Source organism: Streptomyces diastatochromogenes (assembly GCF_002242805.1).
Classification (GTDB): domain Bacteria; phylum Actinomycetota; class Actinomycetes; order Streptomycetales; family Streptomycetaceae; genus Streptomyces; species Streptomyces diastatochromogenes.
On sequence record NZ_MCGQ01000006.1, the window covers coordinates 116,564 to 134,092 of the forward strand.

At 67.8% G+C, this 17,529-nt stretch carries 14 protein-coding genes and 2 pseudogenes; 9 read left to right on the top strand and 7 right to left on the bottom strand.

Annotated elements, in window-relative coordinates:
- Positions 1-224: 224 nt before the first annotated feature.
- The 6 genes and pseudogenes from BEK98_RS04035 to BEK98_RS49830 all read left to right on the top strand — a co-directional run.
- Positions 225-488: a helix-turn-helix transcriptional regulator gene (locus tag BEK98_RS04035; protein WP_094214956.1), complete on the top strand. Its 264-nt coding sequence runs from the start codon at positions 225-227 to the stop codon at positions 486-488.
- A gap of 157 nt (positions 489-645) precedes the next feature.
- The gene (locus BEK98_RS49820; protein ID WP_094215060.1) at positions 646-1,548 is read left to right on the top strand and encodes a DUF6083 domain-containing protein; all 903 of its coding nucleotides are present in this window, start codon (positions 646-648) and stop codon (positions 1,546-1,548) included.
- Positions 1,527-2,027, top strand: coding sequence for a hypothetical protein (locus BEK98_RS49825; RefSeq protein ID WP_094214957.1), 501 nt, complete (start codon positions 1,527-1,529; stop codon positions 2,025-2,027). The genes BEK98_RS49820 and BEK98_RS49825 overlap by 22 nt, the downstream gene beginning before the upstream one ends.
- Positions 2,028-2,036: 9 nt before the next feature.
- Positions 2,037-3,494, top strand: a complete 1,458-nt coding sequence (locus tag BEK98_RS04050; RefSeq protein ID WP_094214958.1) for a UvrD-helicase domain-containing protein — start codon at positions 2,037-2,039, stop codon at positions 3,492-3,494.
- A 160-nt stretch (positions 3,495-3,654) separates the two neighbouring features.
- Entirely contained in the window at positions 3,655-5,394 is a 1,740-nt protein-coding gene (locus BEK98_RS04055; RefSeq protein WP_094214959.1) for an AIPR family protein, read from the top strand.
- Between the two features lie 140 nt (positions 5,395-5,534).
- A pseudogene (locus BEK98_RS49830) lies at positions 5,535-5,711 on the top strand (IS701 family transposase); the annotation flags it as partial.
- Between the two features lie 77 nt (positions 5,712-5,788).
- On the opposite strand, the gene BEK98_RS04060 reads toward BEK98_RS49830, so the two are convergent.
- The 4 genes from BEK98_RS04060 to BEK98_RS49535 all read right to left on the bottom strand — a co-directional run bounded on the left by BEK98_RS04060 (position 5,789) and on the right by BEK98_RS49535 (position 11,740).
- Positions 5,789-6,220 (bottom strand): hypothetical protein, encoded by a 432-nt coding sequence (locus tag BEK98_RS04060; RefSeq protein WP_094214960.1) that lies wholly within the window; start codon positions 6,218-6,220, stop codon positions 5,789-5,791.
- Positions 6,220-8,376: a hypothetical protein gene (locus tag BEK98_RS49835; protein ID WP_094214961.1), complete on the bottom strand. Its 2,157-nt coding sequence runs from the start codon at positions 8,374-8,376 to the stop codon at positions 6,220-6,222. The genes BEK98_RS04060 and BEK98_RS49835 overlap by 1 nt, the downstream gene beginning before the upstream one ends.
- Complete coding sequence (locus BEK98_RS04070) at positions 8,373-10,136, bottom strand: hypothetical protein (RefSeq protein WP_143684070.1); 1,764 nt, start codon at positions 10,134-10,136, stop codon at positions 8,373-8,375. Before BEK98_RS04070 ends, BEK98_RS49835 begins: the two co-directional genes overlap by 4 nt.
- A 140-nt stretch (positions 10,137-10,276) precedes the next feature.
- Positions 10,277-11,740: a site-specific integrase gene (locus BEK98_RS49535; RefSeq protein WP_208642998.1), complete on the bottom strand. Its 1,464-nt coding sequence runs from the start codon at positions 11,738-11,740 to the stop codon at positions 10,277-10,279.
- A gap of 41 nt (positions 11,741-11,781) precedes the next feature.
- On the opposite strand from BEK98_RS49535, the pseudogene BEK98_RS04080 reads away from it, so the two are divergent.
- Together BEK98_RS04080 and BEK98_RS04085 are read left to right on the top strand one after the other, a co-directional pair.
- Positions 11,782-12,900 (top strand): annotated as a pseudogene (locus BEK98_RS04080) (helix-hairpin-helix domain-containing protein); the annotation flags it as partial.
- Between the two features lie 238 nt (positions 12,901-13,138).
- Positions 13,139-13,804 (top strand): hypothetical protein, encoded by a 666-nt coding sequence (locus tag BEK98_RS04085; protein ID WP_094214963.1) that lies wholly within the window; start codon positions 13,139-13,141, stop codon positions 13,802-13,804.
- Between the two features lie 6 nt (positions 13,805-13,810).
- Here the strand turns inward: BEK98_RS04085 and BEK98_RS04090 are convergent, their stop codons facing one another.
- Positions 13,811-14,353 carry a TlpA family protein disulfide reductase gene (locus BEK98_RS04090; RefSeq protein ID WP_167444081.1) on the bottom strand — a complete coding sequence of 181 codons (543 nt, stop codon included), beginning with the start codon at positions 14,351-14,353 and terminating at the stop codon, positions 13,811-13,813.
- Between the two features lie 115 nt (positions 14,354-14,468).
- Here BEK98_RS04090 and BEK98_RS04095 point away from each other — a divergent pair, with 115 nt between their 5' ends.
- Positions 14,469-14,954, top strand: coding sequence for a DUF3515 family protein (locus BEK98_RS04095; protein WP_094214965.1), 486 nt, complete (start codon positions 14,469-14,471; stop codon positions 14,952-14,954).
- Here BEK98_RS04095 and BEK98_RS49840 read toward each other — a convergent pair.
- Both BEK98_RS49840 and BEK98_RS04105 read right to left on the bottom strand, forming a co-directional pair.
- A complete protein-coding gene (locus tag BEK98_RS49840; protein WP_244201738.1) occupies positions 14,951-15,511 on the bottom strand; it encodes an FHA domain-containing protein in 561 nt (186 codons plus the stop codon). The genes BEK98_RS04095 and BEK98_RS49840 overlap by 4 nt on opposite strands.
- Entirely contained in the window at positions 15,486-17,495 is a 2,010-nt protein-coding gene (locus BEK98_RS04105; RefSeq protein ID WP_094214966.1) for an AAA family ATPase, read from the bottom strand. The genes BEK98_RS49840 and BEK98_RS04105 overlap by 26 nt, the downstream gene beginning before the upstream one ends.
- Between the last annotated feature and the right edge of the window lie 34 nt (positions 17,496-17,529).

A 17,529-nucleotide genomic window follows, 5' to 3' on the forward strand; every position in this document is an offset into this window, starting at 1 on the left:
GCGCCTCAGCTCCACAGTCCAGGCGCGTCGCGCTGTCGGGCGCGTTGTGCAAAGCCTCATAGGGCGCGCTCCTCCCGTTCAACCCGCGCCGTCGTCTACCGGCCAGAGAACGGCGGCGGCACACGGTAGTGCAGACCTCTGCCCTCACGCTCGCGCCACCACCTGGGGAAATAGGGCAGAGGTCTGCACTGACAGGGCAGGGCTCTGCACCGTCGGATGGTCGAGTGACGATCTTTCCGCCCGATCCGGACTTCGAGGCACTTCGCCTGGAGCTCACGCGCCTGCGGGCGGCCCGCGGATGGAGTTATGACCAGCTGGCCGCCCGTAGCGGCCTCGGCAGGCGGACTCTCATCGAGATCGAGCAGGGCCGCACGATCGGGACCCTGAAGACCTGGCACGCCCTCGCACACGCTTTGAGTACCCCGCTCGACGAGCTCTTCGCCACCTTGTGCAACGGACACGAGCCGCCTGGAAAAGCCGGCGACTGACCGATCCTGGACGGCTTCACCAACCGCCCGAAACGGTGACCCGACGCGAACGCATGATCGCACTCTCGCAAATCAGTCTGACCAGATGCGGCAGTCCGGAGGACACCTTCGGTCGTGACGCCGGTTCAGCGGCGTGTTGCCTGGCAGGTTCGCCCTCATGTGTTCCACACCCTCTTCTCCACGACGTTGGGACGGCAGTTTCGCCCACGTCCCTGCACGGCGTTCCCTGCGCGTAAGCAGCGACAGCGCCAGTCGTCTGTTGCGATGCGGTCAGAATGACCGCTGCCGGGATTGCGGCAATCGAATCGAGTGGTACCAGCGCATGGGGGAGCGACCCGTCCGCCTGCATCCTCAAGAACTGCCGACGGAGTCGGTGCCCGCTACATGTCAGTGGCACGTCAGCGGCGGTGTCGCTCATCCAGCGGGTGACGGCAGAGCCTGGTGCCACCTGCCGCATGCCGTGCTGTGCCCTGCCCGCGACGCCCTTCCAGCCGCACCCGAACTGAATGCACTGCGCCGGGCTCTGGCGGTCAACACCCGCCGCCTGATCGACAGTGGGGCGTTCGTCCCTCCCGCCGCTCTGCCGAACACCGAAGCCTCACCGCCGACTACTTGTCGGCCGGCCCGTCCTGTCGTGCAACTCCTCTACATCCGCTACCTCGCCTGCCGCACGGTGGAAGAGATCCAGTGCGTCGCCCAAACCCGACGCCGCAACCGCTGCACAAGTCCGCTGCTCACCCCTGAGACCCCGGCAGGCATCTGGACTCTCCTTCCCGCCAGCGCAACGCGTGGCCAACTCTCTTTGCCTGGCGCGGTCATGGCCGTCTACGCGCTTACCCATCTGCCTTACGCAGAACAGCTGCGTTGGAGAGCTCAACGCTGTCCGGATCATGCCGCCAGTTCCACGGCTGCCGATGTGGCGGTGACCGAGTGGGAGCCTTTCGACCCGCTCATCCACCACGAGCACATCCACACCCGTCTCCCGGCACTCACCCGGCGTCAGGGGCCGGCCAACCTGAACAGGAAGGCGACGCAGTCATGTCCCCGCACCACGCGGTAGAAATCATCCTGACCCGGCCCGCCACCCACGGTGAGCTGCGCCGCGCAGGCCGTGTACTGCCACTGGCCAGCAACGTCGACCAGACCCGACTGCTGACTCTGCAGCGCGCGAAGAGTCCCGGACGCGCGCTGCGCGTACTTCGGCACCGGCTCGACGAGGTGCTGCCCATCGATGTCCTCACCAGCCACTACCCGGACCAGCAGGGCTGCGTCCTGCTGAACTTCGCTCTCGGCCAGACCGCCCGTACGGCCATCCGACAGGCTGCGGCCGTCCGCGGACAGCGCCCCCGGGACTTCGTCCGTCACACCGTGACCGCTGCCGTCACCCAGCACCAACAGGAGCAAGCCCACCACCTGACGACCCGACTGGAAGAGCTGCTGATGCAACATACCCCGGAAGAACTGCTGCTCTGTGCGGCGAGCGCTATCAGCCAACATCGCCGCTTGTCGGGCGGCGAGTCCTCCTCCACTGCTTCCTGAGGAGGCTCCGTGCCCGCCCCGACCGCCGAGCAAGTTCAGGCCGCCGACGCCTTCCGAGCAGGACACCACCTCGTCCTGCAAGCGGGAGCCGGCACCGGCAAGACCACGACCCTCGCGATGCTCGCCGCCAGCACCAACCGACATGGCCGATACCTCGCCTTCAACAAGGACATCGTCAACGACGCCGTTACACGCTTCCCCCGCACTGTGACGTGCAAGACGGCACACGCCACCGCGTACGCGGCACTCGGCCACCGCTATGCCGGAAGACTCAACAGCCCCCGGCAGCCGGCCTGGAAGACCGGCCAGGCCCTCGGTATCACCCGGCCCATTCGCATTGGCGACCACGACATCAGCCACAGGACGCTCTCCCACACAGCGCTCCGTGCCGTGACCCGCTTCTGCTACTCCGCCGATCGCGCCCTGGCCTGCCACCATGTACCGCGTCTTCGCCTCCTCACGACACCGGCTGAGCACGCCGAACTAGCCGACGCCGTGTTGCCGTTCGCGGCCAAGGCCTGGGCCGACTTGCAAAACCCCGACCACGGTGTGGTCCGCTTCGAGCACGATCACTACCTGAAGATGTGGGCTCTGACCCAGCCCAAAATCGAAGCGGACTTCCTCTTCCTCGACGAGGCCCAGGACACCAACCCCGTCCTGGAACAGGTCTTCAAGGCCCAGCGTGACCACGCTCAACTCGTCATGGTCGGCGACTCCGCCCAGGCCATCTACGGCTGGCGCGGCGCCCGCGATGTGATGACCGGCTTCGACGCCACCGCTCTCACCCTGACACGCTCCTTCCGATTCGGTCCTCTCCTCGCCGAACAGGCCAATCGCTGGCTCGAACTCGCCGAGGCACCCATTCGTCTGACCGGAAGCGAGACGATTCCCACTGAGGTTGGAGCCATCGCTACCCCCGACGCGGTGCTGTGCCGAACCAACGTCGGCGCCATGGCCGAGGTCATGCGTCTCCTTGCCGCGGGTCGCCGCGTAGCGCTGGCCCGCGGAGGAAGCACCCTGGCGGCACTGGCGCTCGCTGCTCGGGATCTCAAAGTCGGCCGACGCACCAGCCACCCCGAGCTCGTCCTTTTCGCCTCCTGGGGCGAGGTGCAGGACTATGCGGTGTACGACCCCGCTGGTCGCGATCTTCAGCCTTTCGTCGACCTTGTCGACACGCACGGCCCTGATGCCATCCTCGCCGCGGTCGACGAACTCACAGACGAGGACCACGCCGACGTCACCGTATCCACGGCTCACAAGGCCAAGGGCCGCGAGTGGCCCTCCGTACGGATCGCGGACGACTTCCCACCGCCCAAAAACACTGACGAGCAGGACGCCGAGGGCCATCCCATCCCAGAACCCGTCAACGACACCGACGCCCGCCTGGCCTACGTCGCGGTCACCCGGGCGCGTCACCGGCTCGACCTTGGCGGACTTTCCTGGATCGACAGCCACCTTGGCACCTGATTGGCCTTCACCCAACCACGCCCGCCGCCTCAGCGAGCGTCACCGACTCGATGCACCAGCGTCTCTCCGTAATTCTCCTCAGCACGCGGGGTGTTCACAGCATCACTCGCCTGCCAACATCGTTGTCCGGGTTTGACACCTTGGTGGGGGGTGGTGCTGTATGACGTCCGCACAGAATAACGACCAGCGGCTACTCGATCGCATCCTGGAGGACCAGCACCGGAAGTTGGCGCCGGACAAGAGCAGGGATGACTTCTTCACATTCTTCGCTGCCGACAAGGCCCTGCAGGACTGGGACCTCGACAACGACGAAATCATGGACGGCATCGTGGACGGGGCTCACGACTGCGGCATCGACGGCATCTGGACCTTCGTCGACGAGCGCTACGTCACCGCTGATGCCCATCAATTCCTGCCCTCGCGCGCCGGCAAGATCGAGTTGGTGATCCTGCAGGCCAAGACCTCATCGGGCTATCAGGAGACGGTGGTCGAGAAGCTGCACTTCCATCTGCCGACACTGCTGGACATGAGCCGGGACGAAGAGGACCTGGCCCCACACACGAATGCCAAGCTCCTGGACCGAACACGGCGCTTCCTGCACATCCTCGAGGAGCTGGCGTCGTCGTTCCCGCAGGTCCGCATCAAGGTGATCTACGCCAACAAGGCCGCCGAGACGCCGCATCCCAACGTGAAGGCCAAGGGAGACCGGCTGCGGCGAGAGCTCGCGAAGATCACTTCGGACACCAAGGCAGACCTGGAGTACCTCAATGCCGCCGACCTCCGCGAACGCACCGCCCGAGGCGCCAAAGCGGTCGCGCAGTTGGTATTCACCGAAACCCCGATGAGCACCTCCCTCGGCGAGGGGTACGTGTGCCTGGCACGCTTGGACGAGTACTACCGCTTCATCACCTCGGACAACGAAGCTCTGCGACTTGAACTGTTCGAATCGAACGTGCGTGACTACGCCGGGTCAACCGCGGTGAACAACGCCATCGGTGAGACACTCAAGTCCGGTACGGGCGAGGATTTCTGGTGGTTCAACAACGGTGTCACCGTGGTCGCGGACGCTGCCCAGATCGCAGGCAAACGAATCGTTGTCAAGGAGCCGCAGATCGTCAACGGGCTGCAGACCAGCCATGAGATCTACAGCTACTTCCAGAATGGCGGCCATCACCGCGACCGCTCCCTTCTGGTCAAGATCGTGGTCGCACCCGAGTCCGGCACCGCTCGCGACCGCATCATCCGAGCCACGAACAGCCAGACGCAGCTCCCGGCAGGCGCCTTGCGAGCCACCGAAGCCATCCAGAAAGACATCGAGGAAAGCCTGGGCCACGCCGGCGGTTACTACTACGAACGTCGCGCCAGCTACTACCGCAACCTCGGCTTCCCTCTCGACCGGGTCGTCAGCATGACCCGCCTGGCCCGGGAGTTCACGGCCTTCGTCCAGCGTGAACCACACATCGCTCTGCGGCACTCGGACGCACTACTCTTGGACGATCAGCACTACACCCAGATCTTCTCCTCCCGTCACGACCTGGACATCTACCGCCTCTGCCTCGACGTCCACACCCGGCTACGAGCTTTCCTCACCCATTACGCCGAAGACCGGCCGCTACTGGGCGAAACCCTGGAGAACTGGCTCTACCCCCTGGCAGCCATGTCCGCCCACACGCTCACTCGACTGAGGCAGCCCACCCCGCGGGACTTGCTCAACATCGATCTCGCCCATCTCAGCGACGACCTCATGTCCCGCATGACGGGCTCACTGGAACAGAACTTCAAGAGCGCCCTGCGTCAAAGCAAAGCCGGCGGTGTCGACCGCATCGCCCGCACACCTGAATTCGCCGCCAAACTCCGCCAGACCGTTGTCTCTCAAAGCCGTTACCACATCGAACGTTAATCGGGCTCAGAGCAGGCTGAGTCGGCAGTCGTGCTTGGAGGCACTTGCCGCCGCAGACGTTTGCCTCTTCCTACTGGGCCCGAACTATGGCCATGTCTTTGTGGAGGCGGGCCAGTCATGCCCCGGCCGATGACGGGACCAGCCTTGACGAATTGATCCCGCTCACCTGCAACGAGATCCAGCGCCTGTTCATCGCTCTACTCGTTCGGCCTGTGCACGACCTCGCGCACCGATGGCGCTGATCCATCTGGCGCCGAGGCCACCAAGCCCGCGCCCGCCGCAGCCTCTACCGCCGCCAAGTCGCCCTTCAACCATAAAGATCCACATCACCGGCTGTTGTACTGGCGGAGAATTTCTAAGAATTCCGTCGGTTCCCCAGTGGGCCTGGTCTTCGTCAGGGCAACTGTCGGGGTCGACGGGGCATGACCCGGACCTTGACTGTGTCTTCGGTGCGCTCGGTGACGGCCTGGAGTTCGAGGCTGAGAAGGTTGACGGCCGTGGCGTATAGCTGCAGACGCTCTTCGAGCAATCGTGCGTGTTTCTTCAGGTCGGCGTACTTCTTCTTGAGTTCCTGGTAGGCGTCCTGCTCGCGGACGTGGGTCACGCGTTTGGCTTCGTCGGCTGCCGCCCGGGCCTGGAAGAGATCCTTGAGATCTTGGTGTTGGTGAGTCAGGTGCCAGCGCTGGACGTCGGCTTCAATGGCCAGCTGTGAGACGTTGAGGCGCCCGGTCGATCGCTTGGGGGTGCCGGCGAAGAGCCGGTTCATGGCAGCGATGATCGCCCGTCGGGTCGGGTCGGTCTCGCCGTTGAGCGGGATCGCGGTCATCAACAGGTAGCTCCTTCCTCGTGGTCGCGGAGGGCGGCCTGCAGGCGGTCGAGCTCGTGGCAGTCGCGCTGGTGGCGAATGGGTGGCGCGAGTGGATCAGCGATGATTTCGGCGAGGTCGGCGATCTTCTTCCGGACGTATTCGATGTCGCGGTCGGTTCGTGCGAGATTCGGGCACTTGGGCCTGCAGTCGTCGGTGTCCGGGGTGACCAGTGGGTCGTTGGCGTCACCCCGTAGCTGGCAGGCTGCCGTGGCCGGGTTGAGGACACAGGTCATGCCCTCGCCGTGGTGGATCTGCAGGAGCGGGTTGCCGATCAGGTCCAGGGCCTGCCGTTCGTTCTTGAGCACGCGGCCGGCGAACTCTCGGTTCGCTGCTGCGACTCGTGTGCGGTAGGCGTCGGCTGCCGGCCCGCTGACGTGCTCGCCCGCGGCAAGAGCGGCTTCGTCCTCGGCGAAGCATTCGAGCCGGTACAGCCAGTCCTGGAAGGCGTACTCGTCCGGGAAGCCGGACTCGTAGGTGCCTGCGTAGCCTTCTAGCATGCGAACGTGGGCGTGACCGTATTGGATCGAGGCGGCGATCAGGCCTCGGGGTCGGCGTCGGATGAACCAGGCCAGCGTGCGGCGGAACCGGCTCGCTTTCAGCGGGCCACGACCGTCGTCGGGGATGGGGTCGGTGCGGCCGAGGCGAGCGCATTGCTCGTTCACCCATTGGACGAAGTCGCCCAGGTCACCGGCGATGGAGGCGTCCGATCGGGCGTCGCCGAGCCGTCGTTCGTTTACCCATCGTTTGTGGAACGGCTCGAGGCGGGTCGGGAAGAGAAGCGGGCTGGGGTGGAGCCGTTCCAGCACCGCGACGGCGCTCGCAACGAGCTCGATGACGACCCAGGGGTCAGGTCGGACGGTCCCCTCGGGGATCTTGTTGCCGTATCGGTCGAGGGCGCCCTTGAAGTAGAGGCCCCGCATCAACCACAGCCCGGTGTCAGCGTCCCGTGTCACGCAGCCACGCCGCAGGTTGAGCACCTCCCCGGCGCGGGCGCCCGAGAGGTAGGCCACGATCACGAAGCAGGCTGTGCTCAGCAAGCGAGCCAGCTCCGGCACCTCGTCGTAGGTGATGTCCTGGTGCCAGGGGCCTTCGCCGCTTGGCAGGGGGAACTTGGTGTTCAGCAGAGCTTGGTCGCCGATGGGGAGCCCCGACTCGGCGATCAGGCGGCCGGTCCCGGTGTCCTTGATGGAGTCTGCGCAGTCGAGGATCAGGGCGATGTAGCGCCAGCGGATCACCCTTCGACCGTCCGAGGTCTGGGAACCGGGTAGCGATCCTCCCTGCTGGCGGAGGTTGTCGAGGTAGGCGTGGACCTTCGGCAGTAGGTCGCCGGGGCGATTCCGGTTCCGGTTCTGGGTCGCGGTGAAGCGGCGTCCTTCCGGTGTCCGCCGGTATAGCTCGGCGTGCTCGTCGCGGGCGGCCAGGATGGGGTCTGCGAAAACCTCCAGGAAGCGGACCGCCCAGCTCAGCAGCATCTGCATGGTGGGCTCAGCGATGCGAGGGGTGCGGTTCTCTCTGCGGGCGGTCGAGCCAGTCCCGAGAATCTCGGCGGTGTCCTCGCCGGCCCAGGGCGGGGCCTGGGGCAGCCGCATCGCTGGTGGGAGGATCTCGCGGTGGCCCCAGAGCCGGCGGATCTCCGTGAGCGTGCGGGAGGTTCCCGTCAGCGGGTCCTCCTCGTCCAAGATCGCGTCGACGAAGGCGTCCAGGAGTTCGTTGGTGACCTGGCAGAAGGCTGTGATTCCCCGCTGGGCAAACCAGTCGATGATGAACTGCAACTCGTTGACGAACAGCACGTGCACGGTCGTGACGCTGATCCGGGTTCGCTTCGCGCCGGGTGGGGCCCAGAGCCGTCCGTGGTTGAGCAACTGCCAGCAGTAGTGCTTGGTGGCCAGCCGCAGGGCTGCAGGGATCAGGTCGAAGTTGAGCGAGGTGGCCCGGTAGTGGTCCTCGAAGATGGCCGCATTGAGGTCCCAGACAGTGTCGGCGAAGCAGGACAGCTTCGTCCGGTCGGCGTCGGGCCGCAGATCTCGCTTGAGCAGGACGAGCGTGTCGGGTTGGGGCCAGAAGGTCCCGGCAGGGACCTCTCCCCAATCGAGGTCGGAGGCGGGCGTCGTCATCGTAGGTCGAGCTCCCTGTTCAGGAATCGGTCGACCAGCGCGTGGTCGGCTTCGGTGGCGCCCTCGCGGGCGTCGGCGACGGCACTCTCGTCGTGCTCGGCCAGCAGGTCGGCCAGCTGAGCGTGCGGGCTCGCGAACCGGCTGGCCCAGCGCAACGCGTCGATCTGCTCACGACGCTCCACCAGCCGGTCGTGGACCAGGACCTGGACCGGCAGGTGCCGCGGCAGCGCCCTGGCGCACTCGCAGCTCAGACAGAGCATGAAGGAGGCCCGACAAGGCTCCCCAGACGGCCCATACCGGCCGCCGAGGTTGTCGCTGCAGGCAGCCATCACGGTGTCGAGCTCCCCGGCGATCACGCGCCTGAGCGTCTGTGCCGTCAGGCCGAGTTCGGCGGCCATCCGCTCGGGGTCGGCCTCGGCCCTGGCGACGTCCTCGGCGGACAAGGTGGCCACCCGTCCCCGGGTGCGGGCCTTATCGACCTCATCGGCCAGGGCCTTCGCCACGACCTGCCGGTACTCGTTGACATTGCCGCGGTTGCGGAGCATGTAGGTCGTGGCGGTCTTCTCGGTGTGTGCGACCGGCCGCTGGTAGAGCTCGATGTGTGTGAGCCTCAAGAGATCGAGCCGCAGCGGCAGCGGGACCGTCTTTCCGTCTTCGTCGTGCTGGTCCGCGACCAGGCCCCACGCTTCGCCCCGAGCTTTGATGTACGAGTTGTGGTTCAGGGGTCGCAGGCCGGGTCCGACGCCGTTGCTACTGCCGCTGGCATAGCCGACCAGGAGTCGGCTTCCGCCTGCGAGTGCCCGGGACCGAGCCGTCAGTTCGTGCAGCAGGACGTAGAGCCCAAAGGACGTGTGCAGTTCATCGCGGGTGGTGAGGTCCTCGGGCTTGTCCGGGACGCTGATCCAGTCTGGGACGTCGCTCAGCGCGAGCGTCATGTGGGCGCGGCGCTGGCGTCTGGGTTTGAGTAGGTCGACAATCGCCGTGCCGGTCTGCCCGGTGTAGCCGTCCGCGCGATGGTGGGCCGCTGGGACCTTGAAGATCACTCGCGGGTTCTCGCCGGTCATCGCCGCCAGCAGCACCGCCCCGGCCGCCGCCTCTTCGATCGTCAGATGGAGCCAGGAAACGATCTCCTTGACCGAGCCGATCTTCTGGGCCCACCTCGCCGGGAACAACTTCCCCTTGTGGATACCGACGGGGCGAGGCTCTCGGGGAACGTCGCCGTAGCTGTCAACGAAGTCCAGCAGTCGGATCTTGGAAGCCAACGGACCTGTGCGAGCCGCCGCCTTGCCCTGCCTCGCCTGCTCCAGCAGGTCCCGGTTCGCCCTGATCCGGCATGCGGCCACCCGCAACTCGGCCCGCGCGGCGGCCGTGATCCGCTGGAACTCCGTCCGGCTGTAGCTCTGCCTGCTGGGCGTACTCTCCTCGGGCCTGGTCCTGTCCCGTGCTGGAAGCCGTGAGGCCAAGCGGGCCGCGAGCGTGTCCGATACTCCCCCGCCATGCAACAACAGCAGCTTCAACTGCCCTAGTTCTTCTGCGGCATTGGTGGTCTCGGTCGAACGAAAGTCGAGGAATCCGTCAAACTGCTCGACCGTCATCTGGGCCAGCTGCCGGGGCGGCCAGGGGAGCGTCGCCAGGTAGCGGTCGAGGTTCCGCACGGTCTTGAAGACGTGGTTGATCGAGTGGAGCGACGTCAGCCCGGCACCGGGGGCGGTGCGCTTGGTGAAGGCAGCGACCAGTTCGTCCCGCAGCTCCGCCGGCATGGTCAGCGGCGTGAAGTCGTAGTCCTCGGACTCGGAGCCGTCCGCGCTGAAACACCGCACCACGATGCGGTCCGGGCCGGCATCGAGGCGACCCCGTCTGGTCCTCGGGCCGCCCAGGGGTAGTGAGGCCCTCCGACCGGTCACCGGATCGCCGCAAGCGGATCCGTGCGGACGCGCGGGTGGTTGGCGAACACGTCGGCCATGAAGGCAGCAACGGGAAAGCCCTCCGCGTGCGCCAGCAGCACCTCAACGTCCAGGATCCTGAACGGTTCGAGGTAGACCTCTTTCGTGGTCTCGACACTGCGGTGCCCGAGCATCGTCTGGACCAGGTGCCATGTGCTGCCGAACTCCTCGCGGAAGTCGGCCCGTTCTTCCTCGCCCAGGTGTCCCAGCTGAGCCGCCCGCACGAGCTTGCCGATCGAATACCACTTCAAGGCGCATGAGTGACGAAGCATGTGGGCGCTGCAGACGAAGCCTTCCAACCCCAGCGCCTCGATCCGCTCGTTCGCGGCCTTGAACGTGTGCTCCCAGCCGGTCCAGACCCGCGGCAGTCCGTCCTCGTTCAACCACAAGGCGACCGGCTCCAGCCCCTGCTCGGTCCGGCGAAACAGCCGCAGCCGGGTCAACTTCCCAACGTCGTTCCACAGCCACTTCTCAGTGCCGCCCCCCGGGCGCTCCAAGGTGACCGCGTCGGTCCCGTGGGTGGCAAGCACCGTGCGCCGGTCCTGGACACGCTCGTAGCGTCCCGCCTGTTGAGCCCTGCGGACTGCGGCCGCCCGCGGCCCCTCCATGTAGGACAAGACCCCCCTCATCGCGCTCTGCGGTGTCCAGTACGGGTGTCCGTAGCCTTTTTTCGCGCAGGCATCGGCAAGGTGGCCCGCGTAGTAGTGCCGCCGTCGGTCGTAGTGCGGAAGCTCCGGAATCACGACACTTGCCCACTCGGCGACTCGGAGCCCGTTGCCATAGAGGCCCTGACAGAACGCGGTGTCGCGCTGCTCGTTGCGGCCCCGCCACCACTGGTCGGGACGCCCGTCCAGGTCCATGCCGCGAATGCCAAGGGCAAGCCAGCGGGCGAAGCCTGCAGGGTCGAACCACTTGACGTTCGACCTCCGTGCGATCGGGGGCGCATCGAAGTCCTCGAACGGGTTGGCGATCCCGTACTTTCGGCCGACCCACCTGTAGAACTTCTTCAAGCCGGCGAGGTCCCGGGAGAAGGAGTTCGTCTGAATGCGCTCGCCGTTCGCCGGGTCCGTGACACGCCAGAACAGGAACTCTTCCGCGTGATCCTCGGTGGCCTCCCACCACTGCGCGCCGAGGATGTGCAGGAAGTTGAGCCACACCACCAGAGAGTATGAGTAATCCTTCTCCGTCTCCCTACCCAGATTGCGCCACTTCGCCGAGGTCAGGCAGGCATTGACTCGCGGATCAGGCCGTCCGTCCGGGCCCAGCACGAACCCCTGCCTGTGACGAGCCCCGCGTAGCCGTGCCCGTTGTGCAAGATCCTCAACACCCCCGACAAGGAACGGCTCCAGCTCTCCAAGATCGCGTTTCAGATCGAGCCGGTGCAGTTGCCAGTGCCTCGGGATGTCCAGTTCCTCTGTCACACCCTCTTCAACGAAGCTGAACAACAACAGTCACTCGACAAAGAATTCCGGCCGTGGAGAAGATCACCCGACTGCTGGAGGTGGAGTGGAACGTCGGCCGCACCGGCATCATCGCCCCGCGCGCGGTCCTCGAACCGGTCGTGATCGACGGCTCCACCATCACCTACGCGACCCTGCACAACCCGGCCGACATCACCCGACGCGGCCTGCGCCTGAACGACCACGTGATGGTCCACCGCGCCGGAGACGTCATCCCCCGCGTCGAGGCCCCCGTCACCCACCTGCGCACCGGCGACGAACAGCCCATCGCCTTCCCCGAACAGTGCCCACGCTGCGGATCCGCCATCGACACGAGCGAGGAGCGCTGGCGCTGCACCCAGGGCCGCAACTGCCACCTGGTCGCCTCGCTCGCCTACGCCGCGGGCCGCGACCAGCTCGACATCGAAGGCCTCGGCACCACCCGCGTCATCCAGCTCGTCGACGCGGGCCTGGTCACCGATCTCGCCGACCTGTTCACCCTCGAACGCGACCAGTTGCTCGCCCTGGACCGGATGGGCGACACCAGCACCGACAACCTCCTCGCCGCGATCGCGAACGCCAAGCAGCAGCCGCTCGCGCGCGTGCTGTGCGCGCTCGGCGTCCGCGGCACCGGCCGCTCCATGTCCCGGCGCATCGCCCGCCACTTCGCCACCATGGACCACATCCGCGCCGCCGACGCCGAAGCGATGCAGCAGGTCGAGGGCATCGGAACCGAGAAAGCCCCCTCCATCGTCGCGGAACTCACCGAACTCGCCCCGCTCATCGACAGACTCGCCGCCGCCGGAGTCAACATGACCGAGCCCGGCGCCACCCCTCCCCCAGCCGACACCACCGGTCCCGACGGCGCGACGGCCGCTCCGGTGGAGGCAGGCCCCCTGGCGGGGATGACCGTGGTGGTCACCGGCGCGATGACAGGCGCCCTGGAGAAGCTCTCCCGCAACGAGATGAACGAACTCATCGAACGAGCCGGAGGACGCTCCTCCTCCAGCGTCTCCAAGAAGACCACCCTCGTCGTGGCGGGCGAAGGGGCGGGATCCAAGCGCGCCAAGGCCGAGCAGATCGGCATCCGCCTCGCCACCCCGGACGAATTCGCCACCCTGGTCGCCGACCTCCTCACCTGAGGCCTCGGCCAGGGCGGGGACAGCGCGCCGTAGCCGCGCTGCACGCGCTCGACGAACACGAGTCCGCACTCAACTCACGGACAAAAACGGACACACGGGACTTCAAGTGCCGGGCTCCGTGACCACACAGGCACACAGCGAGTTGGCACTTCCGCCCCACAGGGAGTCGTGTGACACTGTCGTCGCAGTCCACCATGCGGACCCCCTTCCGCACCCCCTCCCCCACGAGAAGTGCGCCGTGCGTTCTCTTCCTCTGCCGCTCGCCCTCACCGCGCGTCTGACGCCGGTCGCCGTGCTGGCCTGCGCCGGCTGGGCGATGACGTCGGGCCCGGCCACGCCGTCCGCCGACGATCACCGGTCGGTCCAGAGGTCGCCCGGCCAGTCGGCCTCCGCCCCGTCCTCCACCGCGGTGTCGAAGTCGTACGACACCGCGCCCTCCCCCTGCACCAGCGTGCCCGTGGCGACCGTCAAGTCGCTGGTGCCCGGGGCCAAGACGGCGGGCAGGGAGATCCCCTCGACCGACGCCAAGCTGCGCCGCACCTGCTCCTGGAACGCCCTGCAGGGCTACGACTACCGCTGGCTCGACGTCTCCTTCGAGGTCGCCGAGTCGGACCAGGCGGCGAAGAAGGAGTACGAGCAGCGCGTCACCGAGAAGAGCGGCGGAGGGGCCGTTCCGGGGCTCGGGGACACCGCCTACTCCGTCGTGAACCTCACCACCGAGGACAAGCAGGAGACCCGCGAGGGCGTGGTGATGGCCCGCGTCTCCAACGCGCTGGTGATCGTCACGTACAACGGCAGCGACTTCGAGACGAAGAAGGCCCCGAGCACGGACGAGATCAACAAGGGGGCCATCAAGGCCGCGAAGAGCGCCGTGGCCGCCCTGCAGGGCGGCGGATCCGGCTGACGGCCTTCAGGAGCGTACGAGCGGCCGCACCAGGTCGCGCAGTTGCTCTTCGGTGACGGGCCCGCTGTGCACGCCCGCCATCCTGCCCCGGGTGTCGATGACGACCGTGAAGGGCACCCCTTGCGGCACCGAACCCTTGGGGAACGTCAGCACCTTGCGGCCGGAGGGGTCGCTGAAGCTGGGGTAGGACAGGTGGTGGTCCTGCTGGAAGGACCGGCCGCTGCCGGCGTCGTTGTCGGTGTTGAGCCCGAGCACCTGGACGCCCTGGGCGGCGAGGTGCTTCTGCGCCGCGTTGAGTTCGGGCGCCTCGGCCCGGCAGGGGCCGCACCAGGAGGCCCACGCGTTGAGCACCACGACCTTGCCGCGGTAGGCGGACAGCCGCAGGGGCTTGCCGTCCAGGCTGTCGCCGGCGAGGTCGGGCGCGGCTGCCCGCCGGGCGGCGGGGATGGGCCCGCTCTTCTCCTCGGCGGGGCCGGAGGTGGCCATGCCGGCATGGCAGGAGGCCAGCAGCAGACAGGCTGCGGTCCACAGCAGGGGTCGCGTCTTCACGAGGAACGAGTATCTCAACCGCCCCATGGGGGACGGATCTTGGGGTGCTGTAGGTTCCGAAGGGACTGATCACCGGCTGGTGCCGGAACCACGACACACGGGGGCTGTAGTGAGGATGCGGTACGCGGTCGGAGCGGGGGCGCTGGCGGTCCTGGTGGCCGCGGGCGGCTGGGGGTGGTGGGCCGGGCAGGACGGCGGTGCGCGGTACGGGCTGCGCGCGGCCGAGCGGGCGTCCGTACCGGCGTGTACGGGCCTGGCCGGGCGCTGGCCCGGGCGGCTGGGCGGTCACGACCGCGAGGGGGTGGGGGTGACCGGCGCCGAGGCCTGGGGCGGTGGCGCCGTCACGGCCCGGTGCGGGCTGGTCTCGCCCGGCCCGTCGACCGACCCGTGCGTGAGCGTGGACGGCGTGGACTGGCTGCTCGAACAGGCACGGTCCCGGCAGTCGGGGAAGAAGGTCCTCGTCTCCTACGGCCGCACCCCCGCCGTGGAGGTGACGATCTCGCCCGGCGTGCGGGCCGTGGACTCGGTACTGACCGACCTGTCCAAGGCCGTCGCCCCGATCGCACAGCGGTCGCACTGCCTGGACTCCCAGGGGCGCTAGGGCGCCGCCTCCTCGGGCTCCTCCCCGATCCCGCGGACTTCGAAGTCGACCTCGGGGCCGAGTTCGACGCGGTCGCCGTTGCTCAGGCGGACCCGGGAACCCGGGGCCAGTACGCGGTCGTTGACGCGGGTGCCGTTGGTGGCGCCCTGCGGGACCTCGGTCAGCCAGGCCGCCCCGTCCGAAGTGTGGACGACGGTCGCGTGCCGGCCCGACACCGTGTCCTCGTCGGCCAGGAACTCGGACGCCTCGGGGGCCCAGCTGTCGTCGCGCCCCAGCCGGATCTCCGAGCCGCGCGGCACGTCGAGGTGACGGCCCCCGCCCCGGAAGGCCAGCCGCAGCACGCCGCCCGGCCGGCCCGCGCCGCGCCTCGGTGGGCCGACCGGGGCCAGGCACCTGGGGCAGTCGGCCATGCCGGTGGGGACGACCGTGGAGCACCGCTCGCAGCGGAAACCGATGGGCGGCGGGGACGGGGGCGTGCGCGGGGGTGATGGGACGGTGTCCACGACGGGCACCCACCCGTCGTCGTCCTCGTCATCCCAGTCGTGTACCTCCGTCACCGGCGTCTCCCTTCTTGAGCACCACCGTCGTGTCCACCCGTCCGCTCTCGGTCTCCCGCACGTCCGTCACCACCACCGTGGTGCCCGGCCCGAGGTCGGGTGCCGCGAACAGCTCCCGGGCGAGCGGGTTGATCAGATGGGTCTCCAGCACCATGCCGATGCCACGGCCGCCGTTCCACTTGTCCCGGGTGCAGTGGTCCAGCAGCTCGCGTCGGGCCTTGTCCTCGAACTCCAGGGCCAGTTGGTGCCCCTGGGCCAGCTGGCGCTGGATGTTGCCGACCTGCAGATCGAAGATCCGCTCGGCGGTCGTGTCGGAGATGAAGTCGAAGACGACGACGTTGCCACCGATCCGGTTCATCAGCTCCGGCCGGCCGATGACCAGGTCGAAGTGCTTCTTGACGTTGTCCTTGACGGTGGCCTCCAACTCCTTGTAGGGCGTGCCGGGTACGACGATCCACTCGCGTTCCTGGGTCTCCGGGTCCGTGCGCTGCACGCCGAGGTTGGAGGTGAAGATGAGCACGCACTCGCTGAAGTAGGTGGTGACTCCCTGTCCGTCGGTGAGCCGGCCGTCCTCCAGCACCTGCAGGAACTTGTCGAGGATGCCCTTGTCGGCCTTCTCGATCTCGTCGAACAGGATGACGCGGAAGGGGTTCTCCCGTACGGCTGAGGTCAGTTCGCCGCCCGCCTCGTAGCCGACGTATCCGGGGGGCGCGCCGACGAGCCGGTCGGCGGAGTGGGCGGCCGAGAACTCGCTCATGTCGAAGCGGAGATACGCCTGGTCGCTGTCGAAGAGGACGGAGGCCACGGCCTTCGCCAGTTCCGTCTTGCCGGTTCCGGTCGGGCCGGCGAAGAACAGCACACCGCGCGGCCGGTGTCCCGGACTGGTCGCCTGCGCCCCGGAGAGCCCCAGCGCGGCACGCTTGAGGATGTCCAGGGTCATCGCCACGGCCGCCTCCTGCCCCAGCACCCGGCGGGCGATGGACCGGTCGTTCGTGGGGTCCTCCCCCCTGAGGATGCGCTGCCGGATCTCGTCGCGGCTCCAGGGGTTCTTCTCCACGCCGAGCCGGTAGATCCGTACGGCGTCGGGCATGGCGGCGAACGGCAAGCCGCGGGCGCGGGCGAGCTTCACGCTCTCCTCCATGGCCCGCAGGCTCATGCCGGAAGCCGCCCGGGCGAAGGCGACGACGGACCGCAGCCGTTCCGCCTCGTCCGTGCCGGCGGGCGAGGACGACCCGCCGCGTGACCCCTTTCCGGCGTACCGCTCGTAGCGCTCATGAAGGAGACGGGCCATCGTCGTACGCTCGTCCGCGTCCGGCTCGGGTACGGCGACGGCACGGATCCGCTCGCTGCCGGAAATCATCCATCCGGGTACGTCCCGCTCCCCCTCGGCGAGCCAGATCACCGGGTTGAACAGGCCCGGCCCGCTCGGGACGACGGGGGTGCCGGTCCAGGGTTCCAGGGGCTTGGCCTCGTGGGCGAGTTTGAGGCAGGCGAGGAAGAAGTCCCGTTCGTCGGGGGTGAGCCGGGACGGATCGGTGATGAGACGGGAGGCGTGGTCGACCACCAGCGCCACCCGCAGCGGCCGCAGCCGGCGTCCGTCCCGCAGCATCTCCTCCCGCTGCTCCGCCCACCCGGTGGTGATGTTCCGCACCTGTTCCAGCGCCGACTGGCGTTGCGCCGCCGTCTGGCCGGGGAACTCGCGCGGTCCCTGCAGCAGTTCCTCGACGGCCGCCTGTGCGTCGCCGTCACCGGCCGCCACGCGGAAGCCGCCCACCTGGTCGCAGAGCACCAGCGCCTGGTAGCCGACCTCCCGCAGCGGGTTCCACAGCACGTCGAACAGCGAGTGGAACCTGTCCCGGCCTCGCCGGTGCACCAGGTGCAGGTCACGGATGTTGCCGTGCAGGACGTACTGCGCGTGCACGCCGAGCGTTCCGATCAGCTCCTCCACGAAGGGCGGGAGCCGGTCTTCCTTGGACAGGTCCATAGTTCCTCCCCGGTGGCCGCGGGTTCAGGCCGCG